The 25,606-nt window shown below is 22.5% G+C and carries 21 protein-coding genes, 4 tRNA genes, 2 rRNA genes and 1 other RNA gene; 14 read left to right on the plus strand and 14 right to left on the minus strand.

The annotated features are described in order from the left end of the window. The first annotated feature begins 98 nt into the window (after positions 1-98). The 3 genes from GJT94_RS00015 to murB all read left to right on the plus strand — a co-directional run bounded on the left by GJT94_RS00015 (position 99) and on the right by murB (position 4,287). Positions 99-3,035 (plus strand): 23S ribosomal RNA (locus GJT94_RS00015). A 61-nt stretch (positions 3,036-3,096) separates the two neighbouring features. Continuing rightward, positions 3,097-3,213 (plus strand): 5S ribosomal RNA (gene rrf / locus GJT94_RS00020). A gap of 3 nt (positions 3,214-3,216) precedes the next feature. Continuing rightward, positions 3,217-4,287 (plus strand): UDP-N-acetylmuramate dehydrogenase, encoded by a 1,071-nt coding sequence (murB, locus tag GJT94_RS00025; RefSeq protein ID WP_246208897.1) that lies wholly within the window; start codon positions 3,217-3,219, stop codon positions 4,285-4,287. A 21-nt stretch (positions 4,288-4,308) separates the two neighbouring features. Here the strand turns inward: murB and aroQ are convergent, their stop codons facing one another. Next, positions 4,309-4,755, minus strand: coding sequence for a type II 3-dehydroquinate dehydratase (aroQ, locus tag GJT94_RS00030; RefSeq protein ID WP_168894506.1), 447 nt, complete (start codon positions 4,753-4,755; stop codon positions 4,309-4,311). Between the two features lie 224 nt (positions 4,756-4,979). Between aroQ and GJT94_RS00035 the strand changes: the two genes are divergently transcribed. From GJT94_RS00035 to mreD, 3 genes are read left to right on the plus strand one after another with little or no spacing between them, the layout of a single operon-like run. After that, positions 4,980-6,026, plus strand: coding sequence for a rod shape-determining protein (locus tag GJT94_RS00035; protein ID WP_168894117.1), 1,047 nt, complete (start codon positions 4,980-4,982; stop codon positions 6,024-6,026). Between the two features lie 26 nt (positions 6,027-6,052). Further along, positions 6,053-6,868 (plus strand): rod shape-determining protein MreC, encoded by an 816-nt coding sequence (gene mreC, locus GJT94_RS00040; RefSeq protein WP_168894118.1) that lies wholly within the window; start codon positions 6,053-6,055, stop codon positions 6,866-6,868. A 10-nt stretch (positions 6,869-6,878) separates the two neighbouring features. Then, entirely contained in the window at positions 6,879-7,358 is a 480-nt protein-coding gene (gene mreD, locus GJT94_RS00045) for a rod shape-determining protein MreD (protein ID WP_168894119.1), read from the plus strand. A gap of 17 nt (positions 7,359-7,375) precedes the next feature. Here the strand turns inward: mreD and GJT94_RS00050 are convergent, their stop codons facing one another. Together GJT94_RS00050 and GJT94_RS00055 are read right to left on the minus strand one after the other, a co-directional pair. Further along, positions 7,376-7,669, minus strand: a complete 294-nt coding sequence (locus tag GJT94_RS00050; protein WP_168894120.1) for a TusE/DsrC/DsvC family sulfur relay protein — start codon at positions 7,667-7,669, stop codon at positions 7,376-7,378. 55 nt (positions 7,670-7,724) lie between these two features. Next, a tRNA-Ser gene (locus tag GJT94_RS00055) sits at positions 7,725-7,809 on the minus strand. A gap of 94 nt (positions 7,810-7,903) precedes the next feature. Between GJT94_RS00055 and rsmI the strand changes: the two genes are divergently transcribed. Together rsmI and rnpB are read left to right on the plus strand one after the other, a co-directional pair. After that, positions 7,904-8,764: a 16S rRNA (cytidine(1402)-2'-O)-methyltransferase gene (rsmI, locus tag GJT94_RS00060; RefSeq protein ID WP_168894121.1), complete on the plus strand. Its 861-nt coding sequence runs from the start codon at positions 7,904-7,906 to the stop codon at positions 8,762-8,764. A gap of 31 nt (positions 8,765-8,795) precedes the next feature. Next, an RNA gene (gene rnpB, locus GJT94_RS00065) (RNase P RNA component class A) lies at positions 8,796-9,140 on the plus strand. Between the two features lie 3 nt (positions 9,141-9,143). Here the strand turns inward: rnpB and folD are convergent. Then, positions 9,144-10,016 (minus strand): bifunctional methylenetetrahydrofolate dehydrogenase/methenyltetrahydrofolate cyclohydrolase FolD, encoded by an 873-nt coding sequence (gene folD / locus GJT94_RS00070; RefSeq protein ID WP_168894122.1) that lies wholly within the window; start codon positions 10,014-10,016, stop codon positions 9,144-9,146. A 100-nt stretch (positions 10,017-10,116) separates the two neighbouring features. Between folD and GJT94_RS00075 the strand changes: the two genes are divergently transcribed. Beyond that, positions 10,117-10,190 (plus strand) — tRNA-Arg (locus GJT94_RS00075). 414 nt (positions 10,191-10,604) lie between these two features. On the opposite strand, the gene GJT94_RS00080 is transcribed toward GJT94_RS00075, so the two are convergent. Next, positions 10,605-10,677, minus strand: a tRNA-Lys gene (locus GJT94_RS00080). A 24-nt stretch (positions 10,678-10,701) separates the two neighbouring features. Then, a tRNA-Val gene (locus GJT94_RS00085) sits at positions 10,702-10,774 on the minus strand. Between the two features lie 137 nt (positions 10,775-10,911). Between GJT94_RS00085 and gltX the strand changes: the two genes are divergently transcribed. Next, on the plus strand, positions 10,912-12,318 hold the full coding sequence (gene gltX, locus GJT94_RS00090; RefSeq protein ID WP_168894123.1) for a glutamate--tRNA ligase: 1,407 nt from the start codon (positions 10,912-10,914) through the stop codon (positions 12,316-12,318). 60 nt (positions 12,319-12,378) lie between these two features. On the opposite strand, the gene hspQ is transcribed toward gltX, so the two are convergent. Next, a complete protein-coding gene (gene hspQ, locus GJT94_RS00095) occupies positions 12,379-12,699 on the minus strand; it encodes a heat shock protein HspQ (RefSeq protein ID WP_168894124.1) in 321 nt (106 codons plus the stop codon). A gap of 156 nt (positions 12,700-12,855) precedes the next feature. On the opposite strand from hspQ, the gene alr reads away from it, so the two are divergent. Beyond that, on the plus strand, positions 12,856-13,938 hold the full coding sequence (gene alr, locus GJT94_RS00100) for an alanine racemase (protein WP_168894125.1): 1,083 nt from the start codon (positions 12,856-12,858) through the stop codon (positions 13,936-13,938). 52 nt (positions 13,939-13,990) lie between these two features. Here the strand turns inward: alr and metG are convergent, their stop codons facing one another. The 6 genes from metG to ftsY form a co-directional block, all read right to left on the minus strand. Beyond that, entirely contained in the window at positions 13,991-15,619 is a 1,629-nt protein-coding gene (gene metG / locus GJT94_RS00105; protein WP_168894126.1) for a methionine--tRNA ligase, read from the minus strand. 63 nt (positions 15,620-15,682) lie between these two features. Further along, positions 15,683-16,204: a metal-dependent hydrolase gene (locus GJT94_RS00110; RefSeq protein WP_168894127.1), complete on the minus strand. Its 522-nt coding sequence runs from the start codon at positions 16,202-16,204 to the stop codon at positions 15,683-15,685. Positions 16,205-16,223: 19 nt separating this feature from the next. Then, positions 16,224-18,170, minus strand: coding sequence for an exoribonuclease II (locus tag GJT94_RS00115; protein ID WP_168894128.1), 1,947 nt, complete (start codon positions 18,168-18,170; stop codon positions 16,224-16,226). 47 nt (positions 18,171-18,217) lie between these two features. After that, positions 18,218-18,736: a single-stranded DNA-binding protein gene (gene ssb / locus GJT94_RS00120; RefSeq protein ID WP_168894129.1), complete on the minus strand. Its 519-nt coding sequence runs from the start codon at positions 18,734-18,736 to the stop codon at positions 18,218-18,220. An 86-nt stretch (positions 18,737-18,822) separates the two neighbouring features. Then, entirely contained in the window at positions 18,823-19,707 is an 885-nt protein-coding gene (gene rpoH / locus GJT94_RS00125) for an RNA polymerase sigma factor RpoH (protein ID WP_168894130.1), read from the minus strand. A gap of 58 nt (positions 19,708-19,765) precedes the next feature. Further along, positions 19,766-20,731: a signal recognition particle-docking protein FtsY gene (ftsY, locus tag GJT94_RS00130; protein ID WP_168894131.1), complete on the minus strand. Its 966-nt coding sequence runs from the start codon at positions 20,729-20,731 to the stop codon at positions 19,766-19,768. Between the two features lie 123 nt (positions 20,732-20,854). Between ftsY and rsmD the strand changes: the two genes are divergently transcribed. Continuing rightward, entirely contained in the window at positions 20,855-21,451 is a 597-nt protein-coding gene (gene rsmD / locus GJT94_RS00135) for a 16S rRNA (guanine(966)-N(2))-methyltransferase RsmD (RefSeq protein ID WP_168894132.1), read from the plus strand. On the opposite strand, the gene GJT94_RS00140 is transcribed toward rsmD, so the two are convergent. Next, complete coding sequence (locus tag GJT94_RS00140) at positions 21,446-21,700, minus strand: sulfurtransferase TusA family protein (protein ID WP_168894133.1); 255 nt, start codon at positions 21,698-21,700, stop codon at positions 21,446-21,448. The genes rsmD and GJT94_RS00140 overlap by 6 nt on opposite strands. A 121-nt stretch (positions 21,701-21,821) precedes the next feature. Between GJT94_RS00140 and recA the strand changes: the two genes are divergently transcribed. Together recA and alaS are read left to right on the plus strand one after the other, a co-directional pair. Continuing rightward, positions 21,822-22,820 carry a recombinase RecA gene (gene recA / locus GJT94_RS00145; protein WP_168894134.1) on the plus strand — a complete coding sequence of 333 codons (999 nt, stop codon included), beginning with the start codon at positions 21,822-21,824 and terminating at the stop codon, positions 22,818-22,820. A gap of 71 nt (positions 22,821-22,891) precedes the next feature. Beyond that, on the plus strand, positions 22,892-25,531 hold the full coding sequence (gene alaS, locus GJT94_RS00150) for an alanine--tRNA ligase (RefSeq protein ID WP_168894135.1): 2,640 nt from the start codon (positions 22,892-22,894) through the stop codon (positions 25,529-25,531). Positions 25,532-25,606: the final 75 nt, after the last annotated feature.

A 25,606-nucleotide genomic window follows, 5' to 3' on the forward strand; every position in this document is an offset into this window, starting at 1 on the left:
ATGTTCTTTCAAAATTAGGTAAAATAATAATTTAATAAAAAATAATATTTTAATTATTTAATTAATATTAAATTTATTTAAACGATTGTGGGTTGTAAGGTTAAGTAAATAAGCGTATATGACGGATGCCTTGGCAGTCAGAGGCGATGAAGGACGTGTTAATCTGCGAAAAGCATCGATAAGTTGATTTAAAGCATTATTAGTCGGTGATATCCGAATGGGGAAACCTAATATATATAATTATATATTATCGTTATTTGAATACATAGAATAACGAAGCAAACCAGGAGAACTGAAACATCTAAGTATCCTGAGGAAAAGAAATCAATAGAGATTTCCTTAGTAGTGGCGAGCGAAAAGGAAAAAGCCCAGAGATATACATATTTGTTATATTAATAGAAATAACTGGAAAGTTATACAATATAGGGTGATAGTCCCGTATACTAAAATATAATAATTATATTCTCGAAGAGTAGAACGAAACACGTGAAATTTTGTTTGAATATAGGGGGATCATCCTCTAAGGCTAAATACTACTGACTGACCGATAGTGAACTAGTACCGTGAGGGAAAGGTGAAAAGAACCCCGGTTAGGGGAGTGAAATAGAACCTGAAATCATATACGTACAAGCAGTAGGAGCATTTTGAAAAAAATGTGACTGCGTACCTTTTGTATAATGGGTCAGCGAGTTATATTTTGTAGCAAGGTTAACTGTATAAGGAAGCCGTAGGGAAACCGAGTCTTAAAAGGGCGTTTTAGTTGCAAGATATAGACCCGAAACCCGGTGATCTAACCATGGGCAGGTTGAAGGTTTGGTAATGCTTACTGGAGGACCGAACCGACTAATGTTGAAAAATTAGCGGATGACTTGTGGTTAGGGGTGAAAGGCCAATCAAACCGGGAGATAGCTGGTTCTCCCCGAAAGCTATTTAGGTAGCGCCTCGTGTAATTCATATTCGGGGGTAGAGCTCTGTTTCGGTTAGGGAATCTTCCAGATTTACCAATCCGATGCAAACTTCAAATACCGAATAATGTTATCACGGGAGACACACAGCGGGTGCTAACGTCCGTTGTGGAGAGGGAAACAACCCAGATCGCTAGCTAAGGTCCCTAAGTTATAATTAAGTGGGAAACGAAGTGGGAAGGCATAAACAGCCAGGATGTTGGCTTAGAAGCAGCCATCATTTAAAGAAAGCGTAATAGCTCACTGGTCTAGTCGTCCTGCGCGGAAGATATAACGGGGCTAAATTATACACCGAAGCTGCGACAATAAAGAATTTATTTATTGGGTAGGGGAGCGTTCTGTAAATTGTTGAAGATAAATTGTGAAGTTTGTTGGAAAGATCAGAAGTGCGAATGCTGACATGAGTAACGATAAAATAGGTGAAAAACCTATTCGCCGAAAGACTAAGGGTTCCTATCCAACGGTAATCGAGGTAGGGTAAGTCGAAACCTAAGATGAGGCTGAAAAGCGTAATCGATGGACAACAGGTTAATATTCCTGTACTCATTATTATTGCGAAGGGGGGACGAAGAAGGTTAGGTTAGCCAAGTGATGGTAGTCTTGGTTTAAGCGTTTAGATGAATTATTTAGGAAAATCCGAATAATTATAAACATTAAGGCGTAATGACGAGATACTTTATTGTATTGAAGTAATTGATACCCTGCTTACAAGAAAATCCTCTAAGCTTTAAATAATATTGAATCGTACTCCAAACCGACACAGGTAGTCAGGTAGAGAATACTAAGGCGCTTGAGAGAACTCAGGTGAAGGAACTAGGCAAAATAGTGCCGTAACTTCGGGAGAAGGCACGCTGATTGTAAGTAGAGAAATTTACTTTCAAAGCTGAAATCAGTCTAAGATAATAGCTGACTGCAACTGTTTATTAAAAACACAGCACTGTGCAAACACGTAAGTGGACGTATACGGTGTGACGCCTGCCCGGTGCCGGAAGGTTAATTGATGGGGTTATTATTTTTAAATAAGAAGCTCTTGATCGAAGCCCCGGTAAACGGCGGCCGTAACTATAACGGTCCTAAGGTAGCGAAATTCCTTGTCGGGTAAGTTCCGACCTGCACGAATGGCGTAATGATGGTCAGACTGTCTCCACCTGAGACTCAGTGAAATTGAAATTGCTGTGAAGATGCAGTATACCCGCGGCAAGACGGAAAGACCCCGTGAACCTTTACTATAGCTTGATATTGAATAATAAATATTAATGTGTAGGATAGGTGGGAGACAATGAAATATTAACGCTAGTTAATATGGAGTCAATCTTGAAATACCACCCTTTAATATTTATTATTCTAACCTTGGCCCGTTATCCGGGTCAGAGACAGTGTCTGGTGGGTAGTTTGACTGGGGCGGTCTCCTCCTAAAGAGTAACGGAGGAGTACTAAGGTCAGCTAATCACGGTCGGAAATCGTGAGGTTAGTACAAAGGCAAAAGCTGGCTTAACTGTGAGAATGACAATTCAAACAGATGCGAAAGCAGGTCTTAGTGATCCGGTGGTCCTGTATGATAAGGCCATCGCTCAACGGATAAAAGGTACTCCGGGGATAACAGGCTAATACCGCCCAAGAGTTCATATCGACGGCGGTGTTTGGCACCTCGATGTCGGCTCATCACATCCTGGGGCTGTAGTAGGTCCCAAGGGTATGGCTGTTCGCCATTTAAAGTGGTACGCGAGCTGGGTTTAGAACGTCGTGAGACAGTTCGGTCCCTATCTGCCGTGGGCGTTGGAAGATTGAAAGAATTTGCTCCTAGTACGAGAGGACCGGAGTGAACGTATCTCTGGTGTTCGGGTTGTTATGCCAATAGCATTGCCCGGTAGCTAAATACGGAAAAGATAAGCGCTGAAAGCATATAAGCGCGAAACTTATCTTAAGATTAATCTTCCCTGAATTTTTGTTAATTATTTACAAAAATTCCTTAAGGGACGTTAAAGACTATGACGTTGATAGGCTGGATGTGTAAGCATAGTAATATGTTAAGCTAACCAGTACTAATAAACACCCGTGAGTCTTAACCTTACAACACCAGAATCGTTTAGATTTAATTGTTAATTAATTATTTATAATTTAATAAAATATTCCTGGTATAAATAACGCAATGGTACCACCTGAATCCATTCCGAACTCAGAAGTGAAACGTTGTAGTGCCAATGGTAGTGTGAGGTTTTCCTCATGTAAGAGTAGGTAAATACCAGGATAAATGATATATAATAAAAAAATGATTTTTTGTAAATATTCACTAAAAAAATTAAATACTTTTAATATAAATGTTAATGCTAATAAAGTTATAAAAGTTAAAAACTTAATAGAATTATGTGAATTATGGAAAAAATATAAACAAAAAAACCGACCTTGCCTAATTTTAGGAGAAGGAAGTAATATTTTATTTTTAAAAAATTTTTATGGTTTGGTTATTGTTAATAGAATAAAGGGTATTTATATAAGTGAATCTAAAAAATATTGGCATTTACATATAAATTCTGGTGAAAATTGGCACAAATTAGTAAAATTTACAATTAAAAATAAAATTTATGGTTTAGAAAACTTAGCATTAATACCTGGATGTGTAGGGTCAGCTCCTATTCAAAATATTGGTGCATACGGTTCTAGCATACAAGATTTTTGTGAATATGTAGACATAATTAATCCTATTAATAAAAATATTAAAAGAATTAATAAAAAAAATTGTAATTTTAAATATAGAGATAGTATCTTTAAACATAATTATAAAAATTATATAATAATTTCTATAGGTTTATTTTTATCTAAAAAATGGGTTCCAAATTTAAATTATAATGATTTAAAAAAATTAAAACATAATATTCATATTACCCCTAAAAAAATTTTTAATTATATTTGTCATATTAGAAAAAAAAAAATTCCTTATCATAAAATTTATGGAAATGCAGGAAGTTTTTTTAAAAATCCAATAGTTTCTCCCAATTTGGGGAAAAAATTATTAAAAATATTTTCAAATATGCCTTTCTCTTTAGAAAATAATTTTTTTAAATTATCAGCAGGATGGTTAATAAATAAATGTAAATTTAAAGGATATATAAGAAAAGGAGTAATGGTTCATTCTAAGCAATGTTTAATTCTTTTAAACAGATTTAATACTTCATCAGGAAGAGATATACTTAATTTAGCAATTAAAATTTATAATTCAGTTGGGAAAAAATTCGGAATTTGGTTAGAACCAGAAGTCAAAATTATAGATAATTATGGAGAAATTGATCCTTGCATTTTTTTTAAAAAAAATACAAAATTTTAAAGAATTTTATTAAATAAAGTTTTAATTTAATAATCTTCTAAAAATAATTTTTAATGCTAAAACATAGCCATATGTCCCTAATCCTAAAATTATTCCTTCAGAAATATCAGAAAAAAAAGATTTATTTCTAAAAATTTCTCTTTTATATATATTAGTAATATGTACTTCTATAAAAGGAATATTAATTCCTAATAAAGTATCACGTAAAGCAATACTTGTATGGGTAAAAGCACCAGGATTAAAAATAATATAATTAAATTTATCTTTATATTTTATTAAATAATCAATTAATTTATGTTCTGCATTAGATTGAAAATGGTTTAGTTTAAAATTTTTTTTTTCAGCTTTTTTGAATAAAATATTAATAATTTCTTTTAAAGATTTATTACCATATTTTTTAGGTTCTCTAATCCCTAAAAGATTTAAATTAGGTCCATTTAATACCAAAATATGATATTTTTTTATGATTTTTTTATGCATAATTATGTATTAAACTAATTTAATATATTTAAAATTAGTATATAGTAATTTTACTTTAAATATATAAAAAATTTTATTTTTTGAAAAATATTATTTATTTATAATTAATAATATATTTATTTTAAATATAATGTTATTATTTATTATTGAATCATATAATAAATTACATTTAATTAAAATAACCATAAAATATAAAATCAGGTTTTTTTATCATGTTTAAAAAATTTCGGGGAATGTTTTCTAATGATTTATCTATAGATTTAGGAACAGCAAATACTTTAATTTATGTTAAAGGACAGGGAATTGTTTTAAATGAACCTTCTGTAGTAGCAATTAGACAAGATAAAGCAGGTTTTCCTAAAAGTGTAGCAGCTGTAGGATATAATGCTAAAAAAATGTTAGGAAGAACACCAGGAAATATTTCTGCAATTAGACCTATGAAAGATGGTGTTATAGCTGATTTTTTTATAACTGAAAAAATGTTACAACATTTTATAAAACAAGTACATAGTAATAGTTTTATGAGACCTAGTCCTAGAGTTTTAGTATGTGTACCTGTAGGTGCTACTCAAGTTGAAAGAAGAGCAATACGTGAATCAGCTCAAGGAGCAGGAGCTAGAGAAGTTTTTTTAATAGAAGAACCAATGGCAGCAGCAATTGGTGCCGGATTACCTGTTTCAGAAGCAACAGGTTCAATGGTTATTGATATAGGAGGAGGGACTACCGAAGTTGCAGTTATATCACTTAATGGAGTAGTATACTCTTCTTCTGTAAGAATAGGAGGAGATAGATTTGATGAAGCAATTATCAATCATGTGAGACGTAACTATGGTTCTTTAATTGGAGAAGCTACTGCCGAAAAAATTAAACATAGAATTGGTTCAGCTTATAATAATGAAGAAGAATTATTAGAAATGGAAGTAAGAGGAAGAAATTTAGCTGAAGGAGTTCCAAGAGGATTTACATTAAATTCAAATGAAATTTTAGAAGCTCTCCAAGAACCTTTAACAGGGATAGTCAGTGCTGTAATGATTGCATTAGAGCAGTGTCCTCCTGAATTAGCATCTGATATAGCTGAAAGAGGTATGATTTTAACAGGTGGAGGAGCATTATTAAAAAATTTTGATAAATTATTAATAGAAGAAACAGGAATACCGGTTTCTATCGCAGAAGATCCATTAACTTGTGTAGCAAGAGGTGGAGGAAAAGCTTTAGATATGATTGATATACATGGAGGTGATTTATTTAGTGAAGAATAAGATTCTAATTTTAAGATGATATATTTATGAAATTAATTTTTAATAAAAAACCTATTTTTAAATCAAGAATGATTATTACAATTGTTATTTCTATAATAATTGTAATTGCAGATATATATTCAAATTATTTTATAGAATTACGTTACTATATTAATAGTAAAATTAGTCCAGTTTATTTTATTTTAAATAAACCATTTTCTATATATAAGAATACATTTAATTATTTTATAAAAAATAATATTTTACAAAAAAAAAATAAAAATTTAAATAATAAAATTTTACAACAAAAAATTAAATTATATAGTTTACAAAAAATTAAATATGATAACGATAATTTAAGAAATTTTTTACAATTACCTATTTTAAAAGAAAAAAAAAATATCTTAGCAGAAATAATACCTATTTATTTTCCTATAAATAAAGATGTAATATTTATTAATAAAGGATTAAAAGATAATATAAAACCAGGAACAATAGTTCTTAATAATCAAGGTGTTGTTGGACAAGTCATATCAAGTAAAAATAGAAGTAGTCAAGTTTTGTTAATTTGTAATAAAAAAATTTTTTTACCAGTACAAATAAAAAATAGTAATATTACATTTATAATTAATGGAAATGGATGTACAAATAATTTAAAATCTGAATATATATCTACAGATATCAATCTTCATAAAGGAGATATATTAGTTACTTCTGGATTAGATGAACAATATCCTATTGGTTATCCAGTAGGTAAAATAACTGATATATTTTTTGATAAAAAAAAAAATTTTAATACAATATATGTAAAACCGTTTTTACAAATAGAAAAAATAAAATACTTAATATTATTAATAAATTAAGAATAAAAATATGAAAAATTATTTTTTAAAATTGTTTATTTATATAACTTTTATAATATCTTTATTTTTACAAATGTTATTTATTCAAAATAATCATATTATACTACATATATCATGGTTAATATTAACTTTAATCTACTGGATTATAAAATATCCTTATATTATTAATATAATTACTAGTTTTTTTATAGGATTAGTAATAGATTTTTTTCTAAATTATATATTAGGAGTACATAGTTTATTATTATGCATACTCACATATTTAATATCATATAATTATCAATTAATTATAAATTTGCATATAATAAACAAATTTTTTTTTATAATATATGTTACATTTATTATAAATGGTATTATTTATTATATAAATAATATTAATTATAATTATTTAGAATTACTTTTACAAAGTATTTTAAATAGCTGTATTTGGTTAATTATATATTTTTATATAGAAAAAATTTATCATAAATGTCAAAAATATTTTTTTTAAAAATATAAAAAATTATTTTATAAACAAACATTACTCTTTGGTAAACCAGCAATATTAGAAGCTTGTTTTATAGTTCCATTAGGAAATAAGTTAAAAAGAATAGTACTATCCCAATATACGTCTTTATGTTTTTTTTTAAGTGTATTAATTAATATACGTAAATTGGGGTGTATATTATATTTTATATATAAAAAACGTAATGTATATATCACTTTCCAGTGATTAGTAGTTAAAATAATATTTTCTAAAGAAGAAATTTTTATTGCTAATTTTTCATTCCATGAATCATTTTTTTTTCTGTATAGATACATATTTATATAACTAATTTAAAATTAAATATTTTTTAGTAGTTAAAATATTAAAAATAGGAGGAAGAGAGATTCGAACTCTCGAATAGTTTCCTATTTCCGGTTTTCAAGACCGGTGCCTTCAACCTCTCGGCCATTCCTCCATTTTAGATTAATAAAGCTATATTACAACTTGTATATTAATATATTTTATAAAATAATTAAAGTAAATATTTTAAATAATGAATTATTAAAAATATGAAAAAGAAAAATTTTAAATCAGGTAATTTATATATTATTGCAACACCTATAGGTAATTATGATGATATAAGTAGAAGAGCTTTAATGATTTTAAATAAAGTAGATTATATTTTAGCTGAAGATACTAGAAAAGCAGGAATATTATTAAAATATTTTAAAATAAAAAAAAAATTATATTCATATTATGAATATAATGAAAGAAAAAATTCAAAAATTTTTTTAGAAAAAATAAAACAGGGCAATAATATTGCATTAGTTGCAGATTCAGGAACACCATTAATTAACGATCCTGGATATAGAATGATTCAATTATGTCGTCAAGAATATATTAATATTATACCTATTCCAGGTCCATGTTCTGCGATTCTAGCATTAATTATATCAGGTTTACCAACAAATAGATTTTGTTATGAAGGATTTTTATCGCATAAAAAAAATAAAAGAATTCAAAGATTAAATAAATTAAAACTAGAAGATAGAACATTAATTATTTATGAATCTACGCATAGATTATTACAATGTTTATATGATATAAAAAAAATTTTTGGAAAAAAAAGATATATAGTTCTTGTTAAAGAACTAACAAAAAAATGGGAAAAAACTTATGGAGATAATGTATCTAATTTAATTAAATGGATTAAATTAGATTTAAATCGATTAAAAGGAGAATTAATATTAGTTATTAGTGGACATAAACAATCTAAATCTAATGTTTATGAAATATCTCCTAAAATAATTAAAACATTTTTTAATTTAAAAAAAGAACTATCAACAAAAAAAGCAATAAAAATAACTTCTGATATTTTTTCTATTAAAAAAAATATATTATATAAATTTTATATAAAAAAAAAATATTAATTATTATTAGTATAGTATACTATATAATTCTAAAGTTAATTAAAACAGTCGCTTTTATTAATTAATAAAAGAGGAAAGTCCGGACTCCGTAGGGTATGGTGCCAGATAATTACTGGGAAGTTTAAACTTACGAATAGTGCAACAGAAAAAATACCGCCATATTCTAAAATATGGTAAGGGTGAAAAGGTATGGTAAAAGCATACCGGTATATTAGTAATAATATATGTCAATGTAAACTCCACCAGGAGCAAGGCTAAATAAGGTTCGTATTACCCGTACTATGAATCTGGGTAAGCTGCTTGAAATAATAAGTGATTATTATTCTAGATAAATGACTGTTCTAGACAGAATCCGGCTTAATAATTAACTTTATAAATATTAAGCATAGTTTTTTTTAAAAAAATTATGCTTTTCATAAGCATATAAAACATTTTTCATTAAAGTAGCTACAGTTATAGGTCCAACTCCTCCAGGTACAGGTGTAATATACGAAGCTCTTTTCTTAGCTAATTGAAAATCAACATCACCTACTATTTTAGTATTACTAATTCTATTAATCCCGACATCAATTACAACAGAACCTGTTTTAATCCAATTTCCTGGTATAAAATTAGGTTTTCCAACAGCTACAATTAATAAATCAGCATATTTTATATAATGTTTTAAATTTTTTGTAAAACGATGAGTAATAGTAATAGTACATTTATTTAATAATAATTCCATAGCCATTGGACGCCCAACTATATTAGAATCACCAACAATTACTGTATTTAGACCACATGTATTAATATTATAATGTTTTAATATTTTTAATATTCCTAAGGAAGTACAAGGACGTAATAAAGGAACTCCTTGACATAAACGTCCTATATTATGAGGATGAAAACCATCTACATCTTTTAATGGATGTATTTTTTCTAAAATTTTAATTTTATTAATTTTTTTTGGTAAAGGTAATTGAACTAAAATACCATCAATAAATTCTTTCTTATTTAAAAAATTAATAATATTAATTATTTTATTTTCACTAGTATTTTTAGATAAATTATATTTAAAACAAAAAAATCCTAATTTTTTACAAATTTGTAATTTATTCTTAACATAAATTTCGGAAGCTGGATTATTGCCTATTAAAATAATTCCTAAACCTGGTTTTCTTTTTTTATTTAATAAAAGAATTTTCATTTTTTTATTAATTTTATTATATATTTTCTCAGCAATAATATTTCCATCAATAATTTTAGCATTCATTTTATATACTCATGTTAAAATAAAATAATAAATAAAATTTATTTAATTAATTTGAATCTATATTATAATAGTGATATTATTACTTACACATAATAATTCTGCGCCCTTAGCTCAGTAGGATAGAGCAATAGCCTTCTAAGCTATTTGTCACAGGTTCAAATCCTGTAGGGCGCATAAATGGTAGAATACATAATTTATTAATAAAATATATTTAAAGTTTTTAATAAAAATTTAAAAATTTTAAATTTAAAATTTTAATATATTAGCTTATAACATTAAGCAAACAATAAATACTTAGTATTTTTGTTTATTATTTATTTTATACTAGAATTCATAAATTTATTATTTAATAATAATAAATTTTATATTTTTTTAAATCATGAATTCTATAATTTTATATATATAAAGTTATAATTATTATTTTTCTAATTCATAATTAACTACTTAATTTCATTATAATAATAATAGAAGTATATAAAAAATTAAATATTATTAAATAATCTTTATTAATACACAATAAATTACAAACTAATTAACAAAATTAATTTTTACTTTAATTTTATTATTTTTATAAAAAATAAAATTTATTGGGTCGTGCAGGATTTGAACCTGCGACCAATTGATTAAAAGTCAACTGCTCTACCAACTGAGCTAACGACCCAAAATATAAAATTTATAAATTTTATGGGTGATGACGGATTCGAACCGCCGACTTCCTCCTTGTAAGGGAGGTACTCTACCAACTGAGCTAATCACCCAAAATATAATTCTTATATGCTATATTTTTTAATACTATAATGTCAATGTTTTTTATTAAAAATGTTTAAAATAAAAATAAAATAATTTATATTATTATATAATATTATTTAATCTATACAAAAAAATTTTAAAAATTATGAAAATAATAACTAGATTTGCACCCAGTCCGACTGGTTATCTACATATAGGAAATATTCGTACTGCTTTATATTCATGGTTGTTTGCCAGAAAAAATCAAGGTAAATTTATATTACGAATTGAAAATACTGATTTTAAAAGATCAAAAAAAATTTTTATTAAAAATATTATTGATACTTTACAATGGTTAAATATTGATTGGGATGAAGGGCCTTATTTACAAAGTGAAAGAATAAATAGATATAATAATGTTATTAACAACATGTTACATAATAAAAAAGCCTATAAATGTTATTGTTCTAAACAAGAATTAGAAACAAATAAACAAAAACAAATTATAAATGGAGAAAAAATTAAATATAATGGTCATTGTCGTAATAATAAATTAAAAAATGATAAAAAATTACCTTATGTAATAAGATTACGTATCCCAAAAAATAAATATATTATATTTACAGATACAATTAGGGGTAAAATAAAATTTAATAATAATGAATTAGATGATTTTATAATTCAAAGAACAGATGGAATGCCTACTTATAATTTTTGTGTAGTAATAGATGATTGGGATATGAAAATTACTCATATAATTAGAGGAGAAGATCATATAAATAATACTCCTAAACAAATACATATTATTAATGCTATTGGAGCAAATATTCCTATCTATACTCATGTTTCTATAATTACAGATAAATTAGGAAAAAAAATTTCAAAAAGAAATAATAATTTAAATATTTTAAAATATAAGGAAAATGGTTATTTATCATTTGCTTTATTAAATTATATTTTACGTTTAGGATGGTCTTATGGAAATAAAGAAATTTTTTCATTAGAAGAAATGAAAAAATTATTTAATTTAAAAAACTTAAATAAGTCGTCTAGTATTTTTGATATAAAAAAATTAAACTGGTTTAATAAACATTATTTAAATAAATTATCACAAAATGATATGATTAATTATATAAAAAAAATTTGTATTAAAAATAATATCAATATTAATAATGGGCCAAAATTAGAAAATCTATATAAAATATTTTACAAAAGATGTAATTCAATCAATGAAATAAAAAATTTATGTTTTATTTTTTATAATAATCCAAATTATAAAGAAATTATTTTAATTAAAAATTATTTAAATATAAAAGATAAAATAATTTTAGAAATATTTAAAAAAAAATTAGTTAATATTAACATATGGTCTTTAAAAAACATAGATGATGTTTTAAAAATAATAATATACAAATTAAATATATCTTTTAAAAAATTAGCTATGACATTACGTTTAGCTATCACTGGATTAGAAAACACTCCTCCTATTAATTATGTAATTTATTTAATGGGTAAAGAAAAAATTCTATTTCATATTAAAAATGCAATAAATTTCATTAAATTTAATATATAATAAAACATAAAATTCGTTTTTTAACATACACTAATTAATAATTTATTTTATTTATTTATATTAATTCCTTAATTTAGGTGTTATTAATTGTTTTTTTATTGCATATGCTAATTCATCTAATGATGAATTTTCTGGATGTTCATTTTCTAATGGTTCTCCTGATAATTGTGCTTCTGCTAAATAAGTATGTATTGGTTGTCCATTATCATCTTCCATTACTACATGGTACCATGGTTTACTACGTAATGTTATACTTTCTGCAACTTCATCAATTTTAGGATCACTTAAAGAATATTCAGGATCAACATCAACTATAACTCCTAAAAAACCTAATAATTTATGTCTTACTTGTTGACCAATACCAAATTTGCTGGTAATCATTATTAAGATCCTTTCTAAGAAATATTACAGTTCTCTAGAATTAATTATATAATAAACTTCTTTGAAGTTAAATATTAATTTATACTAAATCATAAAAATGAAACATAATTTTATATTTTAATAAAAATTTTATTTTTTAAAGGAAGAATCAATATTATGATAAGACCAATTTGTGCTATTATTAATACTAATGCATTAAAAAATAATTTAAAAGTAATTAAAAATATTGCACATAAATCTAAAATTTGGGCAGTATTAAAAGCAGATGCTTACGGTCATGGTATTAAAAATATTTTTCCTTTTATTAAAAATGATACTGATGGTTTTGCTGTTTTAACACTAGATGAAGCTATATTTTTAAGAGAAAATGGCTATAATAAACCTATTCTTTTATTAGAAGGTTTTTTTAATAAAGAAGAATTATATTTAATTTACAAATATTTCTTAACTATAACTCTACATAGTAAATGGCAACTTAATAATTTAATTAAATATAAATCAAAATATCCACTTAATATATATATTAAAATTAATAGTGGAATGAATAGATTAGGATTCTCAGTAAAAAATATTATAAAAATAATTAATATTATTAAAAATCAAATTAATGTTTATAAAATTACTTTAATGACTCATTTTGCTGATGCATCAAAAAATTCTAACTTTATAAAAAAACAAATAAATAATATTAAAAAAAATATTCGTAATTATTATAATTTTTCATGTTCATTTGCTAATTCTGCAGCTATATTATGGCATTCATATAGTCATTATGACTGGATTAGAACTGGAATTATTTTATATGGAGCCTCGCCAACTGGTAATTGGAAAGATATTTCTAAAAAAAATATAAAACCTGTTATGACTTTAAAAAGTAAAATAATATCTATACAAAAAATATCTTCTGGAGAAATCATAGGATATAATAATGGTCAATGTTGTACAAATAAAAAACATATAATAGGTATCATTGCATGTGGATATGCAGATGGTTATCCCAGAAATATAAATAATAAGACATATGTTTTAGTAAAAGGTATGAAAACATTAATATTAGGAAACATATCTATGGATATGATTGCAGTAGATTTAACAAATATTAAAACAGCTAAAGTAGGAAGTTCAGTAGAATTATGGGGAGAAAATATTAAAATAGATGACGTTGCTAAATCTTCTAATACCATCGGTTATGAGTTAATGTGTTCTGTTTCTAAAAGAGTACCCAGAATTTTAAAATAATTTTTTTAAAATTTTAAAAATTAAAATATAAAAAAAATAATAAATTTTATAATTATTTATCTATTATTTTATATAAATCTTTTATATTTATTCTAAAAAATAATGGTTTAAATTTATTAATTTTTCTATTAATTAAAGGAAACATGATATTATCAATACATAATTTTTTTTTTAAAAATAACTCTGTTTTTTTAGATAAAATAGGCATAATCGGCTTAATATATATCATTATTACACGAAACATATTAATACCCATAGAACAAATATTTTGAACTTTATTTTTTTTTAAGTTATCTTTAATTAAAATCCATGGTTTATATTTATCAATATAATAATTAGCTATATCAGATAAGACTATTATTTGTTTAATAACATGACTAAATTTACATTCTATAAAATATTTATGAATAATTTCAGATTTTTTAACAAATTTTAAATAAAAAGACATATCAATATTTTTAGATAAATTATCATTAAAATAATTATTAATAAAATACGAATTTCTTGAAGCTAAATTCACAATCTTATTTACAATATCTCCATTTATTTTATAAACAAAATCAGAAAAATTAAAATCAATATCATTGATATCAGATGATAATTTAGAAGCATAATAATAACGTAAACTATCAGAATCTAAAATATCTAACCATTTTTTTGCAGTAATAAAATTATCCTTGGATTTAGACATTTTATATCCATTTAATGTTACATGACCATGAACAAATAATTTAGTAGGTTTTCTGAAATTACTTCCTTCTAGCATTGCTGGCCAAAATAAACTATGAAAATAAATAATATCTTTTCCAATAAAATGATATAATTCTGTATTAGAATTTTTTTTCCACCATTCATAAAAATTTATTTTTTTATTATCACATAAATTTTTAAAAGTACTTATATAACCTATTGGAGCATCTAACCATACATAAAAATATTTATTAATAGTTTTAGGTATTTTAAAACCAAAATATGGACTATCTCTAGTAATATCCCATTCTTTTAAACCTAAAATAAACCATTCTTGTACCTTATTTCTTATTTTTTGATCTAAAACACCAGAATTAATCCAATTTTTTAAAAAATTAAAAAATTGAGGTAAATCGAAAAAAAAATGTTCAGAATTACATAATATAGGAGTTGTTTGAGATAAAATAGAAATTGGAGTAATTAAATCAATAGATGAATAAGTTGTTCCACAATTTTCACAATGATCACCATATTGATTTATAGAATTACAATTGGGACATTTTCCTTTTACAAATCTATCAGGTAAAAACATATTATAAACGAAATCATATAATTGCTGAATAATTTTTTTTTTGATAAATTTTCTTTTTTTTAAACGATTAAAAATTAATTTTGAAAAAAAAAAATTTTCATGGCTATGTGTAGTATAATAATTATCGTAACTAATATTAAATTTCTTTAAATCTGTAATATGTTCATAATATATTTTATTAATCATATCTTCTGGACTTATTTTTAATTGCAGAGATTTTAGCATGACAGGAGTACCGTGTGCATCATCAGCACAAATAAAATATACTTTATTTCCGTACATACGATGGTATCTAACCCAAATATCCGCTTGTATATGTTCTAACATATGTCCTAAATGAATACTACCATTAGAATAAGGTAAAGCACAAGTAACTAGTATTTTTTTTTTTAATGACATAATATTTTATTATCTTTATATAATTAAACAAAATTAAAAATTTAATTAATATTTTTTAAAATATTAATAGAAAATTTTCGTTATAATATTATTACAAATAGGATACAATAAATATAAAGAAAATATTAAATATAAATAACAAAAAATATCTTCCTTAAGAAAATTTTTAGTAATAAGTGGTAATTTAAATTTTTTTTTATAAGGCCATAATAATGGAACTCCATATGGAGTTAATATATCTGCAATAATATGACTACAATAACCTATAATTAAACCTAATTTAACATCAAAAATGCAATTTAATTTTAAATGAATAGAAAAAATTATAAAACTTAAAATTAAAACTGATAGTAAACTATGTGTAAATCCTCTATGTCCAAATATTTTATTAATTAAATATGATAAAATTTTAATTCTACGTCCTAAAATAGATTTAGGATTATCAATATCAGGCAATAAACATGTAATAATGGAAACAGGAATAATACGCCACCAATCATCATGATACATAATATTAGAAAATATAAAATGTTGTATTAAAATACTACTAGCTATTGTAAATATTATATGTCCTTTAACTGTCATACTTACCTAATATAAAAAATTAAATTATTTTAGCAATAATACCACTAATATTCACTTCTTTTATAATTACCTTTATTTTATCAGTAACTTTATAAAATAACTTATTTTTAATATAAATAACACCTTTTTCCTGATTAATATTAATATAATCTATATTAGAATACAAAAACTTTTTAGGAACAAACGCATAAGCTCCATTTTTAACAAATCTTATTTTGATTCCATAATAAAATATATCAATTATTTCAGAAATAAAAATTTTACTACGAATTGATATATTTTTAAAATATTGTAAATATAAAAAATTAGATAAATCATTTTTTGCTTTTTTATGTAAATAACGTTTTTTATTCATATTAATAAATATATCATTTAAAGGTTTTGCTATACTATATTTTTTATTTATAATTGCTTTAATTAATCTATGATTGACCATATCTCCAAATTTACGTATAGGAGATGTCCAAGTAGCATATCTTTTTAATCCTAAAGAAAAATGAGGACCGGGTTTTGTATTGAATAATGTAATTAATTGATATTTTTTTATTCTATTTAAAATAAAAGATGCCTTTAAATCATATAATTTATTATATATTTCTTTATAACCTTTTAAAGTTGTTAAAAATGATTTATTATACTTGATATTACACTCATTTAATAGTTCAATTATTTTATTTATTTTATTTATATTAAAACCATAGTATACATTATATACTCCAAAACCTAATTTTTTATATAATATTTCAGATGCACATATATTTGCTGTAATCATAGCAGTTTCAATTATCTTATGTGCTATTCTTTTTTTCTCTATTATTATATCTACTATTTGTCCTTTATCTCCAAAAATAAATTTATAATCAGTATTATTAAAATCTACAATATTTTGACAATTCCATTTTTTACGATATAAGTAAAACTTATATAGAAAAATAATCTGTTGTTTTATTTTATTATTATCTGGTTCCCAATTACCTGTTTTTTCTAACCAATTAGAAACATCATGATAATTTAATTTTGCATTAGATTTTATCCAACCTGTAAAAAAAATTATTTTTTTAGATAAAGAACCATTTTTATGAATTATCATTTTACAAATTAAAACTGGTCTTTTTTGATTAGGATTTAAAGAACAAAAATTTTCTGATAAAATTTTTGGTAATAAAGGAATTGTTAATCCTGGTAAATAATTAGTAAACATTCTTTTTGAGGCAATTTGATCTATTTCATTATCTTTTTCAATATAAGCCGTAGGATCTGCAATAGCTACATAAACTAATAATTTTTTTTCAGATATTTTTTCTATATATAATGCATCATCTATATCTTTGGTATCTTTATTATCTATTGTAATAAAACATAGTTTAGTTAAATCTTTTCTATATAAATTATCATCTAAAAGTTTTATTTTCTTACATAAACTACTTTTAGGAGAATTAATTGAAAGATTATATTTTAATAAAATAGTCCACCATGGAATTAAATATTTATTATCTTTATTTAAAAATTCAGTTATTTCAGCTACAAAAATATTATTTTCTCTATTTATATTTAGAGGATGTTGGATAATTTTTGCAATTACTTTGTCTCCATTTTTAATGATATTTTTTATATTTTTTTTTATATTACATTTTATTATATTTTTATATAAAATTTTTTTTTCCGGAATTATATAAATAATATTATTTTTTTTTTTAATTATTCCTTCAAAAAAATTAATATTAGATTTTAATAATCTAATTGGAATAACTTGTAATTGATTATTATCATTTTTTATGTTAGCTAAAATATAATCTCCTTCCATGATATATTTTAAATAAATATAAGGTATATTATATATATAATTTTTATCTGTTTCTAAAATTCCTGTTTTTTGATTTAAAATTTTTACGCAACCCTTAATAGGTGGTAAATTTTTTTTAAATTTTTTTTTAAGTTGCAAAAGTAAAAAATTATTATAAAGCATAATATTAATTATTAACCATTCTTTTAATTAAGAATTTTTTTTGATTATTAAAATGGTATATCATCTTCAAAATCAAGAAGATTTTCATTTTTATTAACAGACAATTCATCATTATTATTTTTTTCTATATTATTAGATACATTAATTTTTTTTTTCCAATTATTTTTAATTTCTTTAGAATTTTTTTCTTTATTTAATAAATTATTATCATGTTGACGTAAATTATTTAACATTTGCATAATGCCTCCTACGCTGACAATTATTTCAGTTATATAATTATCTTGACCATTTTGGTTTTGCCATTTTCGAGTTTGTAAATAACCTTCAATATATACTTGAGATCCTTTTTTTAAATATTCATTCGAAATTTCTGCTAATTTTCCAAAAATAACAATACGATGCCATTCAGTTTTTTCTTTATTTTCTCCAGTATTTTTATCTTTCCAAGTATTTGAAGTTGCTACTATAATATTTACAACAGGATTACCATTAGGCATATAACGTATTTCAGGATCTTTACCTAAAAAACCAATAATAATTACTTTATTAATACCTCTACTAGCCATTTTTAAATCCTTTTTTCTAATTAAATCTTATATAATTTTAAAATCATTAATTAATTATTACATAAAAAACATTAAAAAAATATAAATCACATTAAAAATAAATTTCCAATAATAAAACGTAACTTTTTCATTGCATTTTTTTCTAATTGTCTTATACGTTCTGCAGATATACCATAATAATTTGCTAATTCTTGTAATGTAGTTTTTTTTTTATTTTTGTTTAACCACCTTAAATTAATGATATTACGACTACGATAATCTAATTTTAGCATAGCTTTATATAGTTTATTTGAAATAAATTTACTCCAATTATCTTTTTCAATTATATTTGCAAAATTAGAGTTATGATCTTTAAGAAAGATGTTAGAATTGTCTTTTTTATTTTTAAAATTATCTTTCATATTATTATTATCACTCATATCTTGAGCTGACATACGTGATTCCATTTCACAAACATCTTTTATAGATACTCCTAATTCTTTTGCTACCATTTTAATTTCATCTTGATTAAACCATCCTAATCTTTGTTTGGCTTTACGTAAATTAAAAAATAGTTTTCTTTGTGCTTTAGTAGTAGCAACTTTTACTATTCTCCAATTACGTAAAACGTATTCATGTATTTCTGCTTTTATCCAATGAATAGCAAAAGATACTAATCGAACACCGATTTCTGGGTTAAATCTACGTACAGCTTTCATTAAACCTATATTACCTTCTTGAATAAGATCTGCTTGTTGTAATCCATATCCTGAATAATATTTAGCTACATGTATAACAAATCTTAGATGTGATAAAATTAATTTTTTAGCAGCTTCTAAATCTCCTTTAAAATATAATTTTTTTGATAATTCTTGTTCTTCATCAGAAGTTAATATTGGATAATTATTTGTAATATATATATAAGAATCTAATGTACCTATAGGTACAATAATAGAAGATCTTAAATTAGAGGTAAATATATTTTTATACATTAATTCCTCCAAAAATAAAATATTATTAATATTTTAAATTAATCTTAATAAAAATTAATTAATAATCTGTAAAAATTGCATTAATAAAATCTTTTGCGTTAAATAAACGTAAGTCTGTTATTTTTTCTCCACAACCTATAAATCTTATTGGTATATTAAATTCATTTGCTAAAGAAAAAATAATCCCCCCTTTTGCTGTTCCGTCTATTTTAGTTAAAGTAATACCGCTAACTCCAATATTCTTATGAAATGTTTTTAATTGATTAATAGAATTTTGTCCAATATTTGCATCTAAAACTAACATAATTTCATCTACAACCATATTATTATTTTTTTTTATTACACGTACAATTTTTTTTAGTTCTTCCATAAGAAGAATATTATTATGTAATCTACCTGATGTATCAGCAATTAAAATATCTATTTGTTTTTTTTTAGCTTGAAAAATTGCATCAAAAATAACTGCTGAACTTTCTTTTTTTTTAGAATTATATATAAAAAAACTATTACTTTTTTTACTCCAAGTAAATAATTGTTCGTGTGCCCCAGCTCTAAATGTGTCTCCAGAAGCTAAAAGAACAGATTTGTTTTTTTTATGAAAATAATATGCTAATTTTCCAATTGTAGTTGTTTTACCTACTCCATTAACACCTATTATTAATATTATAAATGGTTTTTTTACATTTTTATTAATTAAAAGAGGAATTTCTACTGGAAGTAAAATATTTAACATTTCTATCTTTAGATATTTATATAATTGAGAAGGATCTTCTAATTTATTTAATTGTACATATTTTTTTGTTAAATTAATAATTTTTTTTGCAGTATGTATACTTATATCAGAAATAATTAATTTTTCTTGTAATTTATTAAATAAATTTTTATCAATAGTATTTGTTTTTTTAAAAATTTTAATAATTTTTTTACTAATATTTTTACTTGTTTTAATTAACTTTTTTTTTAAATAATTAAAAAAACTCATTTTTTTTTCATTTTTTTGAATTATACTTTTTTTATTTATCATTTTTTTATAAAATTTTAAATTACCTAGTAATAAAATTACTTGATATAATTAAATAATTATTTAAATAATATATCAAAAATAATTTTAAAGTAATTACTATTACTAAGTTATTTTATGTAATTTATGAAAAAAAAAAAATGTTTTAATAAAATTAATATTATATCTGGTAAATGGAAAGGTAAAAAAATAAAAGTCATAAATAACAAAATATTAAAACCCACAATGTGTTTTATTCGTGAAAATTTATTCAATTGGCTTATGAAAAATCATTTACATATGTTCATTTCTTTAGATTGTTATGCTGGTACTGGAATTTTAAGTTTGGAAGCTCTTTCTCGAAATATTTTATTTGCTACATTAATTGAAAATAATAAAAAAATATTCCAACAATTAAAAAAAAATATTTTTTTATTAAAAATACAAAATATTTCTTTAATTTATCAAAATACTATAAATTTTTTATCAAAAAAATCAAATATACAATATAATTTAGTTTTTATAGATCCCCCTTTTTGTGAAAAAAATATTTTGTTACAAAAAACTTGTATTTTATTAGAAAAAAATAACTGGTTAAAAAATAATGCTAAAATTTTTATTGAATATAAAACTAAAAGTAAGAAAATTTTTTTACCAAAAAATTGGATAAAATATCGAGAAAAAAAATTTGGGATTGTTACATATCTTTTATATAAAAGAATTTTATTAAATAAAAAATTATAATTTTTTTATTAAAAATAAATATGGTGGTATATTATATATTTTTTTATAAATTATGTTATAATTCATAAAGTAACAAAAATTTTTTATATCTGTATTAACTAATAAATTATCAGTAATAATTAATAAAGTTTCATTTTTTTTTATCCTAAGTGTTGTTTTTCTGATCATCATAATAGTTGTTGGACACTGTAATCCTTGTATATCTAAAATATAATTTGCATTTTTATAAAAATTATTTTTTTTTAACATTTTAATATATTATTAAGAATAAATTTATATGAATAATTTTATTATAATAAAAAAAATTTTTTTTTTATAAAAATTTATAATTAAATTTATTATTTTAAAAAATATAAGGTAGGTGAACGTTATGGATTTAAATAAAAAAAGAACAATAGCTCTTGAAGATGCTATTGTTCAAATAGAGAACCAATTTGGTAAAGGTTCTATTATGAGATTAGGTGATAATAGAACTATGGATATAGAATCAATATCAACAGGATCTATATCTTTAGATATAGCATTAGGTATTGGTGGATTACCAATTGGTAGAATAGTAGAAATATACGGTCCAGAATCTTCTGGTAAAACTACTTTAACATTACAGATTATAGCTGAAGCCCAAAAATTAGGAAAAGTTTGTGCTTTTATTGATGCAGAACATGCTTTAGATCCTATATATGCTAAAAAGTTAAATGTGGATATTAATAAATTATTATGTTCTCAACCTGATACTGGAGAACAAGCACTAGAATTATGTGATTCATTAGCTAAATCAGGAGTAATTGATGTTATCATTGTAGATTCTGTAGCAGCTTTAACTCCTAAAGCTGAAATAGAGGGAGAAATAGGAGATTCTCATATAGGATTAGCAGCAAGGATGATGAGTCAAGCTATGCGTAAATTAGCAAGTAATTTAAAACAATCAAATACACTTTTAATTTTTATTAATCAAATTCGTATGAAAATTGGAATTTTATTCGGTAATCCTGAAGTAACAACTGGAGGTAATGCGTTAAAATTTTATGCTTCTATAAGATTAGATATTCGAAAAATTGGTAATGTTAAAAAAGGAGATGATATCATTGGTAATGAAACTAGAGTAAAAGTAGTTAAAAATAAAGTTGCAGTACCTTTTAAAAAAGCAGAATTTCAAATTATTTACGGTAAAGGAATTAATATTTATGGAGAATTATTAGATTTAGGAGTAAAAGAAAAAATAATTGAAAAATGTGGATCATGGTATAGTTTTCATAATGAAAAAATTGGACAAGGAAAAATTAATGCTATCAATTTTTTAAAAAAAAATAAAGAACAAGCTACAGAAATAGAAAAAAAAATACGAAAGATTTTTTTTAAAAAAAAATAATATAATTAAATATTTTATTTTTATAATTAATTTATATACTATTTTAATAGTAATTAAGGATAATTTATAATATGGGAAATAAAATAGAAGAAGTTCGTAAAATGTTTTTAGAATTTTTTCATAAAAAAAAACATAAAATAATAGAAGGAAGTTCATTAATACCTCATGATGATACATCATTATTATTTACAAATGCAGGTATGAATCAATTTAAAGAATATTTCTTAGGATATAAAAAATCTCCTTATCCAAGAATTACTACAGTTCAAAAATGTATAAGAGTAGGAGGAAAACATAATGATTTAGAAAATGTTGGTTTTACAAATAGACATCATACATTTTTTGAAATGCTAGGAAATTTTAGTTTTGGAGATTATTTTAAAAAAGAAGCAATTTCTTATGCATGGGAATTATTAACTGATTCAAAATGGTTTAATTTAAAAAAAGAAAAAATATATATAACTGTATATTATACAGATATAGAAACATATAATATTTGGAATAAAAATATTGGTATTCCAAAAAAAAATATCTTTTTAATAAAAGATAAAAATAATAAAATATATAATTCTGATAATTTTTGGCAAATGTCAGATACAGGACCTTGTGGCCCTTCTACTGAAATTTTTTATGATTTAGGTAATAATTTAAAAGGAAATATTAAAAATAACTCATTAGGTGATCGTTTTATTGAAATATGGAATATTGTATTTATACAATTTAATAAAAATTTAAACGGGGAACTAATACCCTTATTAATAAAATCAGTTGATACTGGTATGGGATTAGAACGTATTAGTTCTATTTTAGAAGGAGTTAATTCAAATTATCAACTATGTTTTTTTAAAAAAATGATTACAAATATAAATCATTTTATTAAAAATAAAGATTTAAAACATAATTCGTTAAAAGTTATAGCTGATCATATTAGATCTTCTATACATTTAATATCAGAAGGTATTTTACCTAGTAATGAAAAAAGAGGATATATATTAAGAAAAATTATAAGAAGAGCTATAAATCACGGTAGAATTTTAGGTAAAAAAAAAACATTTTTTTATAAATTAGTAAAAATATATATTAAATATATTAATAATAAAGAAAAAAATATTTTATATAAACAATATAATAATATTGTTACTATAATTAAACATGAAGAAGAAAACTATAATAAAATTATAGAATCAGGAATATTATTATTAGATAAAGAAATTAGAAAATCAAAAAAAAAATTTTTATCAGGAAAAAAAATATTTTATTTATATGATACGTTTGGACTATCTCCTGATTTAATAGAAAATATATGTATAGATAAAAAAATTAATATTAATAAAGAAGAATTTATAAAATATATGGATATTCAAAAACAAAATTCAAGAAAAAAAAATTTTTTTGAAAAAAAAAATTTTTTTTATCATAAAAATAAAATATCAAAATTTGATGGATATGAAAAATTTATTGTTTATAGTAAAATAATTGATATATATTTGAATGAAAAATTAGTACATAAAATAGTAACAGGAGATCAAGGAGAAATAATATTAGATATTACTTCTTTTTATGGAGAATCTGGAGGACAAATAGGTGATATAGGATTTTTAGAAAAAGATAAAAATAATATTTTTCAAGTTTATAATACAAAAATACAAGGAAATTTAATTATTCATATTGGAAAAATGATTTTAGGATCATTAAAAATTAATGATTATTTATATTCTAAAATAAATATACCTAATCGTATGATAATTAGTAGAAATCATTCTGCAACACATTTATTACATGCTATTTTACGTAAAAAATTCGGAAATTATGTCCAACAAAAAGGATCTTTAATTACTAATAAGTATTTAAGATTTGATTTTTCATATGATAATTCTTTAGAATTAGAAGATATTTTTGATATTGAAAAAAAAATTAATAATTATATATTTCAAAATATACCCATAAAAACATATTTTTTAAAAAAAAAAAAAATAAAAGATAATAATATTATTTCTTTATTTGAAAATAAATATAATCATACTGTAAAGATTATAGATATTAAAAATATTTCAAAAGAATTTTGCTGTGGAACACATATTTCAAATACTCAAGAAATTGGTTTTTTTATAATTACAAAATTTTTAAATATCGCAAGTGGTATAAAACGTATACACGCTATTACTCATAATTTAGCATTAGAATATATACAAAAACAAAATCAAAATATTAAATCTATTTCTAATATATTTAAAACAGATGAAAAAAATTTAATAAAAAATATTTTATTAAATAAAAAAAAGATTAATATATTAAAATGTAAAATTAAAGAATTAGAAAAATATATTATTTTAAAAGAAGAAAAATTTTTATTAAAAAATAATATTTTATTAAATAATATTAACTTAATAATAAGTAAAATATATAATTTTAATCCAAAATTATTTAATTATTTTATAAAAAAATTATTAAAAAAATTTAAAAAAGTAATAATTTTATTATCCACAAAATGGGAAAACAAAATATTTTTTATAATAAAAATAACAAAAGATCTTTCTAAAAAAATAAATGTTCTGGAAATAATTAAAAAAAATTTAGATAAAAATGTTTGTAAAATAAATGGATGTGTTAATATGGCACAAGGAAATATTAATCTTAATGAAGATAAATATTATTTTTTCTTATCTAAAATAAGATTATTTATTTTAAACAAAATAAATAAATTAATTTAAGTTTAAATTAATTAAATTTATTTTAAAATAAAAATTTGAAATTATTATTTTAAATAAATATTAATATAATAAATA

It is taken from the genome of Enterobacteriaceae endosymbiont of Donacia cinerea (assembly GCF_012569925.1).
Taxonomy (GTDB): domain Bacteria; phylum Pseudomonadota; class Gammaproteobacteria; order Enterobacterales; family Enterobacteriaceae.

What these genes read in the sequence shown, in the direction of transcription:
- murB (WP_246208897.1), top strand. Translation starts at nt 3,217, where the DNA reads ATGATATATAATAAAAAAATGATTTTTTGTAAATATTCACTAAAAAAA.
- GJT94_RS00035 (WP_168894117.1), top strand. Translation starts at nt 4,980, where the DNA reads ATGTTTAAAAAATTTCGGGGAATGTTTTCTAATGATTTATCTATAGAT.
- mreC (WP_168894118.1), top strand. Translation starts at nt 6,053, where the DNA reads ATGAAATTAATTTTTAATAAAAAACCTATTTTTAAATCAAGAATGATT.
- mreD (WP_168894119.1), top strand. Translation starts at nt 6,879, where the DNA reads ATGAAAAATTATTTTTTAAAATTGTTTATTTATATAACTTTTATAATA.
- GJT94_RS00050 (WP_168894120.1), bottom strand. Translation starts at nt 7,669, where the DNA reads ATGTATCTATACAGAAAAAAAAATGATTCATGGAATGAAAAATTAGCA.
- rsmI (WP_168894121.1), top strand. Translation starts at nt 7,904, where the DNA reads ATGAAAAAGAAAAATTTTAAATCAGGTAATTTATATATTATTGCAACA.
- folD (WP_168894122.1), bottom strand. Translation starts at nt 10,016, where the DNA reads ATGAATGCTAAAATTATTGATGGAAATATTATTGCTGAGAAAATATAT.
- gltX (WP_168894123.1), top strand. Translation starts at nt 10,912, where the DNA reads ATGAAAATAATAACTAGATTTGCACCCAGTCCGACTGGTTATCTACAT.
- hspQ (WP_168894124.1), bottom strand. Translation starts at nt 12,699, where the DNA reads ATGATTACCAGCAAATTTGGTATTGGTCAACAAGTAAGACATAAATTA.
- alr (WP_168894125.1), top strand. Translation starts at nt 12,856, where the DNA reads ATGATAAGACCAATTTGTGCTATTATTAATACTAATGCATTAAAAAAT.
- metG (WP_168894126.1), bottom strand. Translation starts at nt 15,619, where the DNA reads ATGTCATTAAAAAAAAAAATACTAGTTACTTGTGCTTTACCTTATTCT.
- GJT94_RS00110 (WP_168894127.1), bottom strand. Translation starts at nt 16,204, where the DNA reads ATGACAGTTAAAGGACATATAATATTTACAATAGCTAGTAGTATTTTA.
- GJT94_RS00115 (WP_168894128.1), bottom strand. Translation starts at nt 18,170, where the DNA reads ATGCTTTATAATAATTTTTTACTTTTGCAACTTAAAAAAAAATTTAAA.
- ssb (WP_168894129.1), bottom strand. Translation starts at nt 18,736, where the DNA reads ATGGCTAGTAGAGGTATTAATAAAGTAATTATTATTGGTTTTTTAGGT.
- rpoH (WP_168894130.1), bottom strand. Translation starts at nt 19,707, where the DNA reads ATGTATAAAAATATATTTACCTCTAATTTAAGATCTTCTATTATTGTA.
- ftsY (WP_168894131.1), bottom strand. Translation starts at nt 20,731, where the DNA reads ATGATAAATAAAAAAAGTATAATTCAAAAAAATGAAAAAAAAATGAGT.
- rsmD (WP_168894132.1), top strand. Translation starts at nt 20,855, where the DNA reads ATGAAAAAAAAAAAATGTTTTAATAAAATTAATATTATATCTGGTAAA.
- GJT94_RS00140 (WP_168894133.1), bottom strand. Translation starts at nt 21,700, where the DNA reads ATGTTAAAAAAAAATAATTTTTATAAAAATGCAAATTATATTTTAGAT.
- recA (WP_168894134.1), top strand. Translation starts at nt 21,822, where the DNA reads ATGGATTTAAATAAAAAAAGAACAATAGCTCTTGAAGATGCTATTGTT.
- alaS (WP_168894135.1), top strand. Translation starts at nt 22,892, where the DNA reads ATGGGAAATAAAATAGAAGAAGTTCGTAAAATGTTTTTAGAATTTTTT.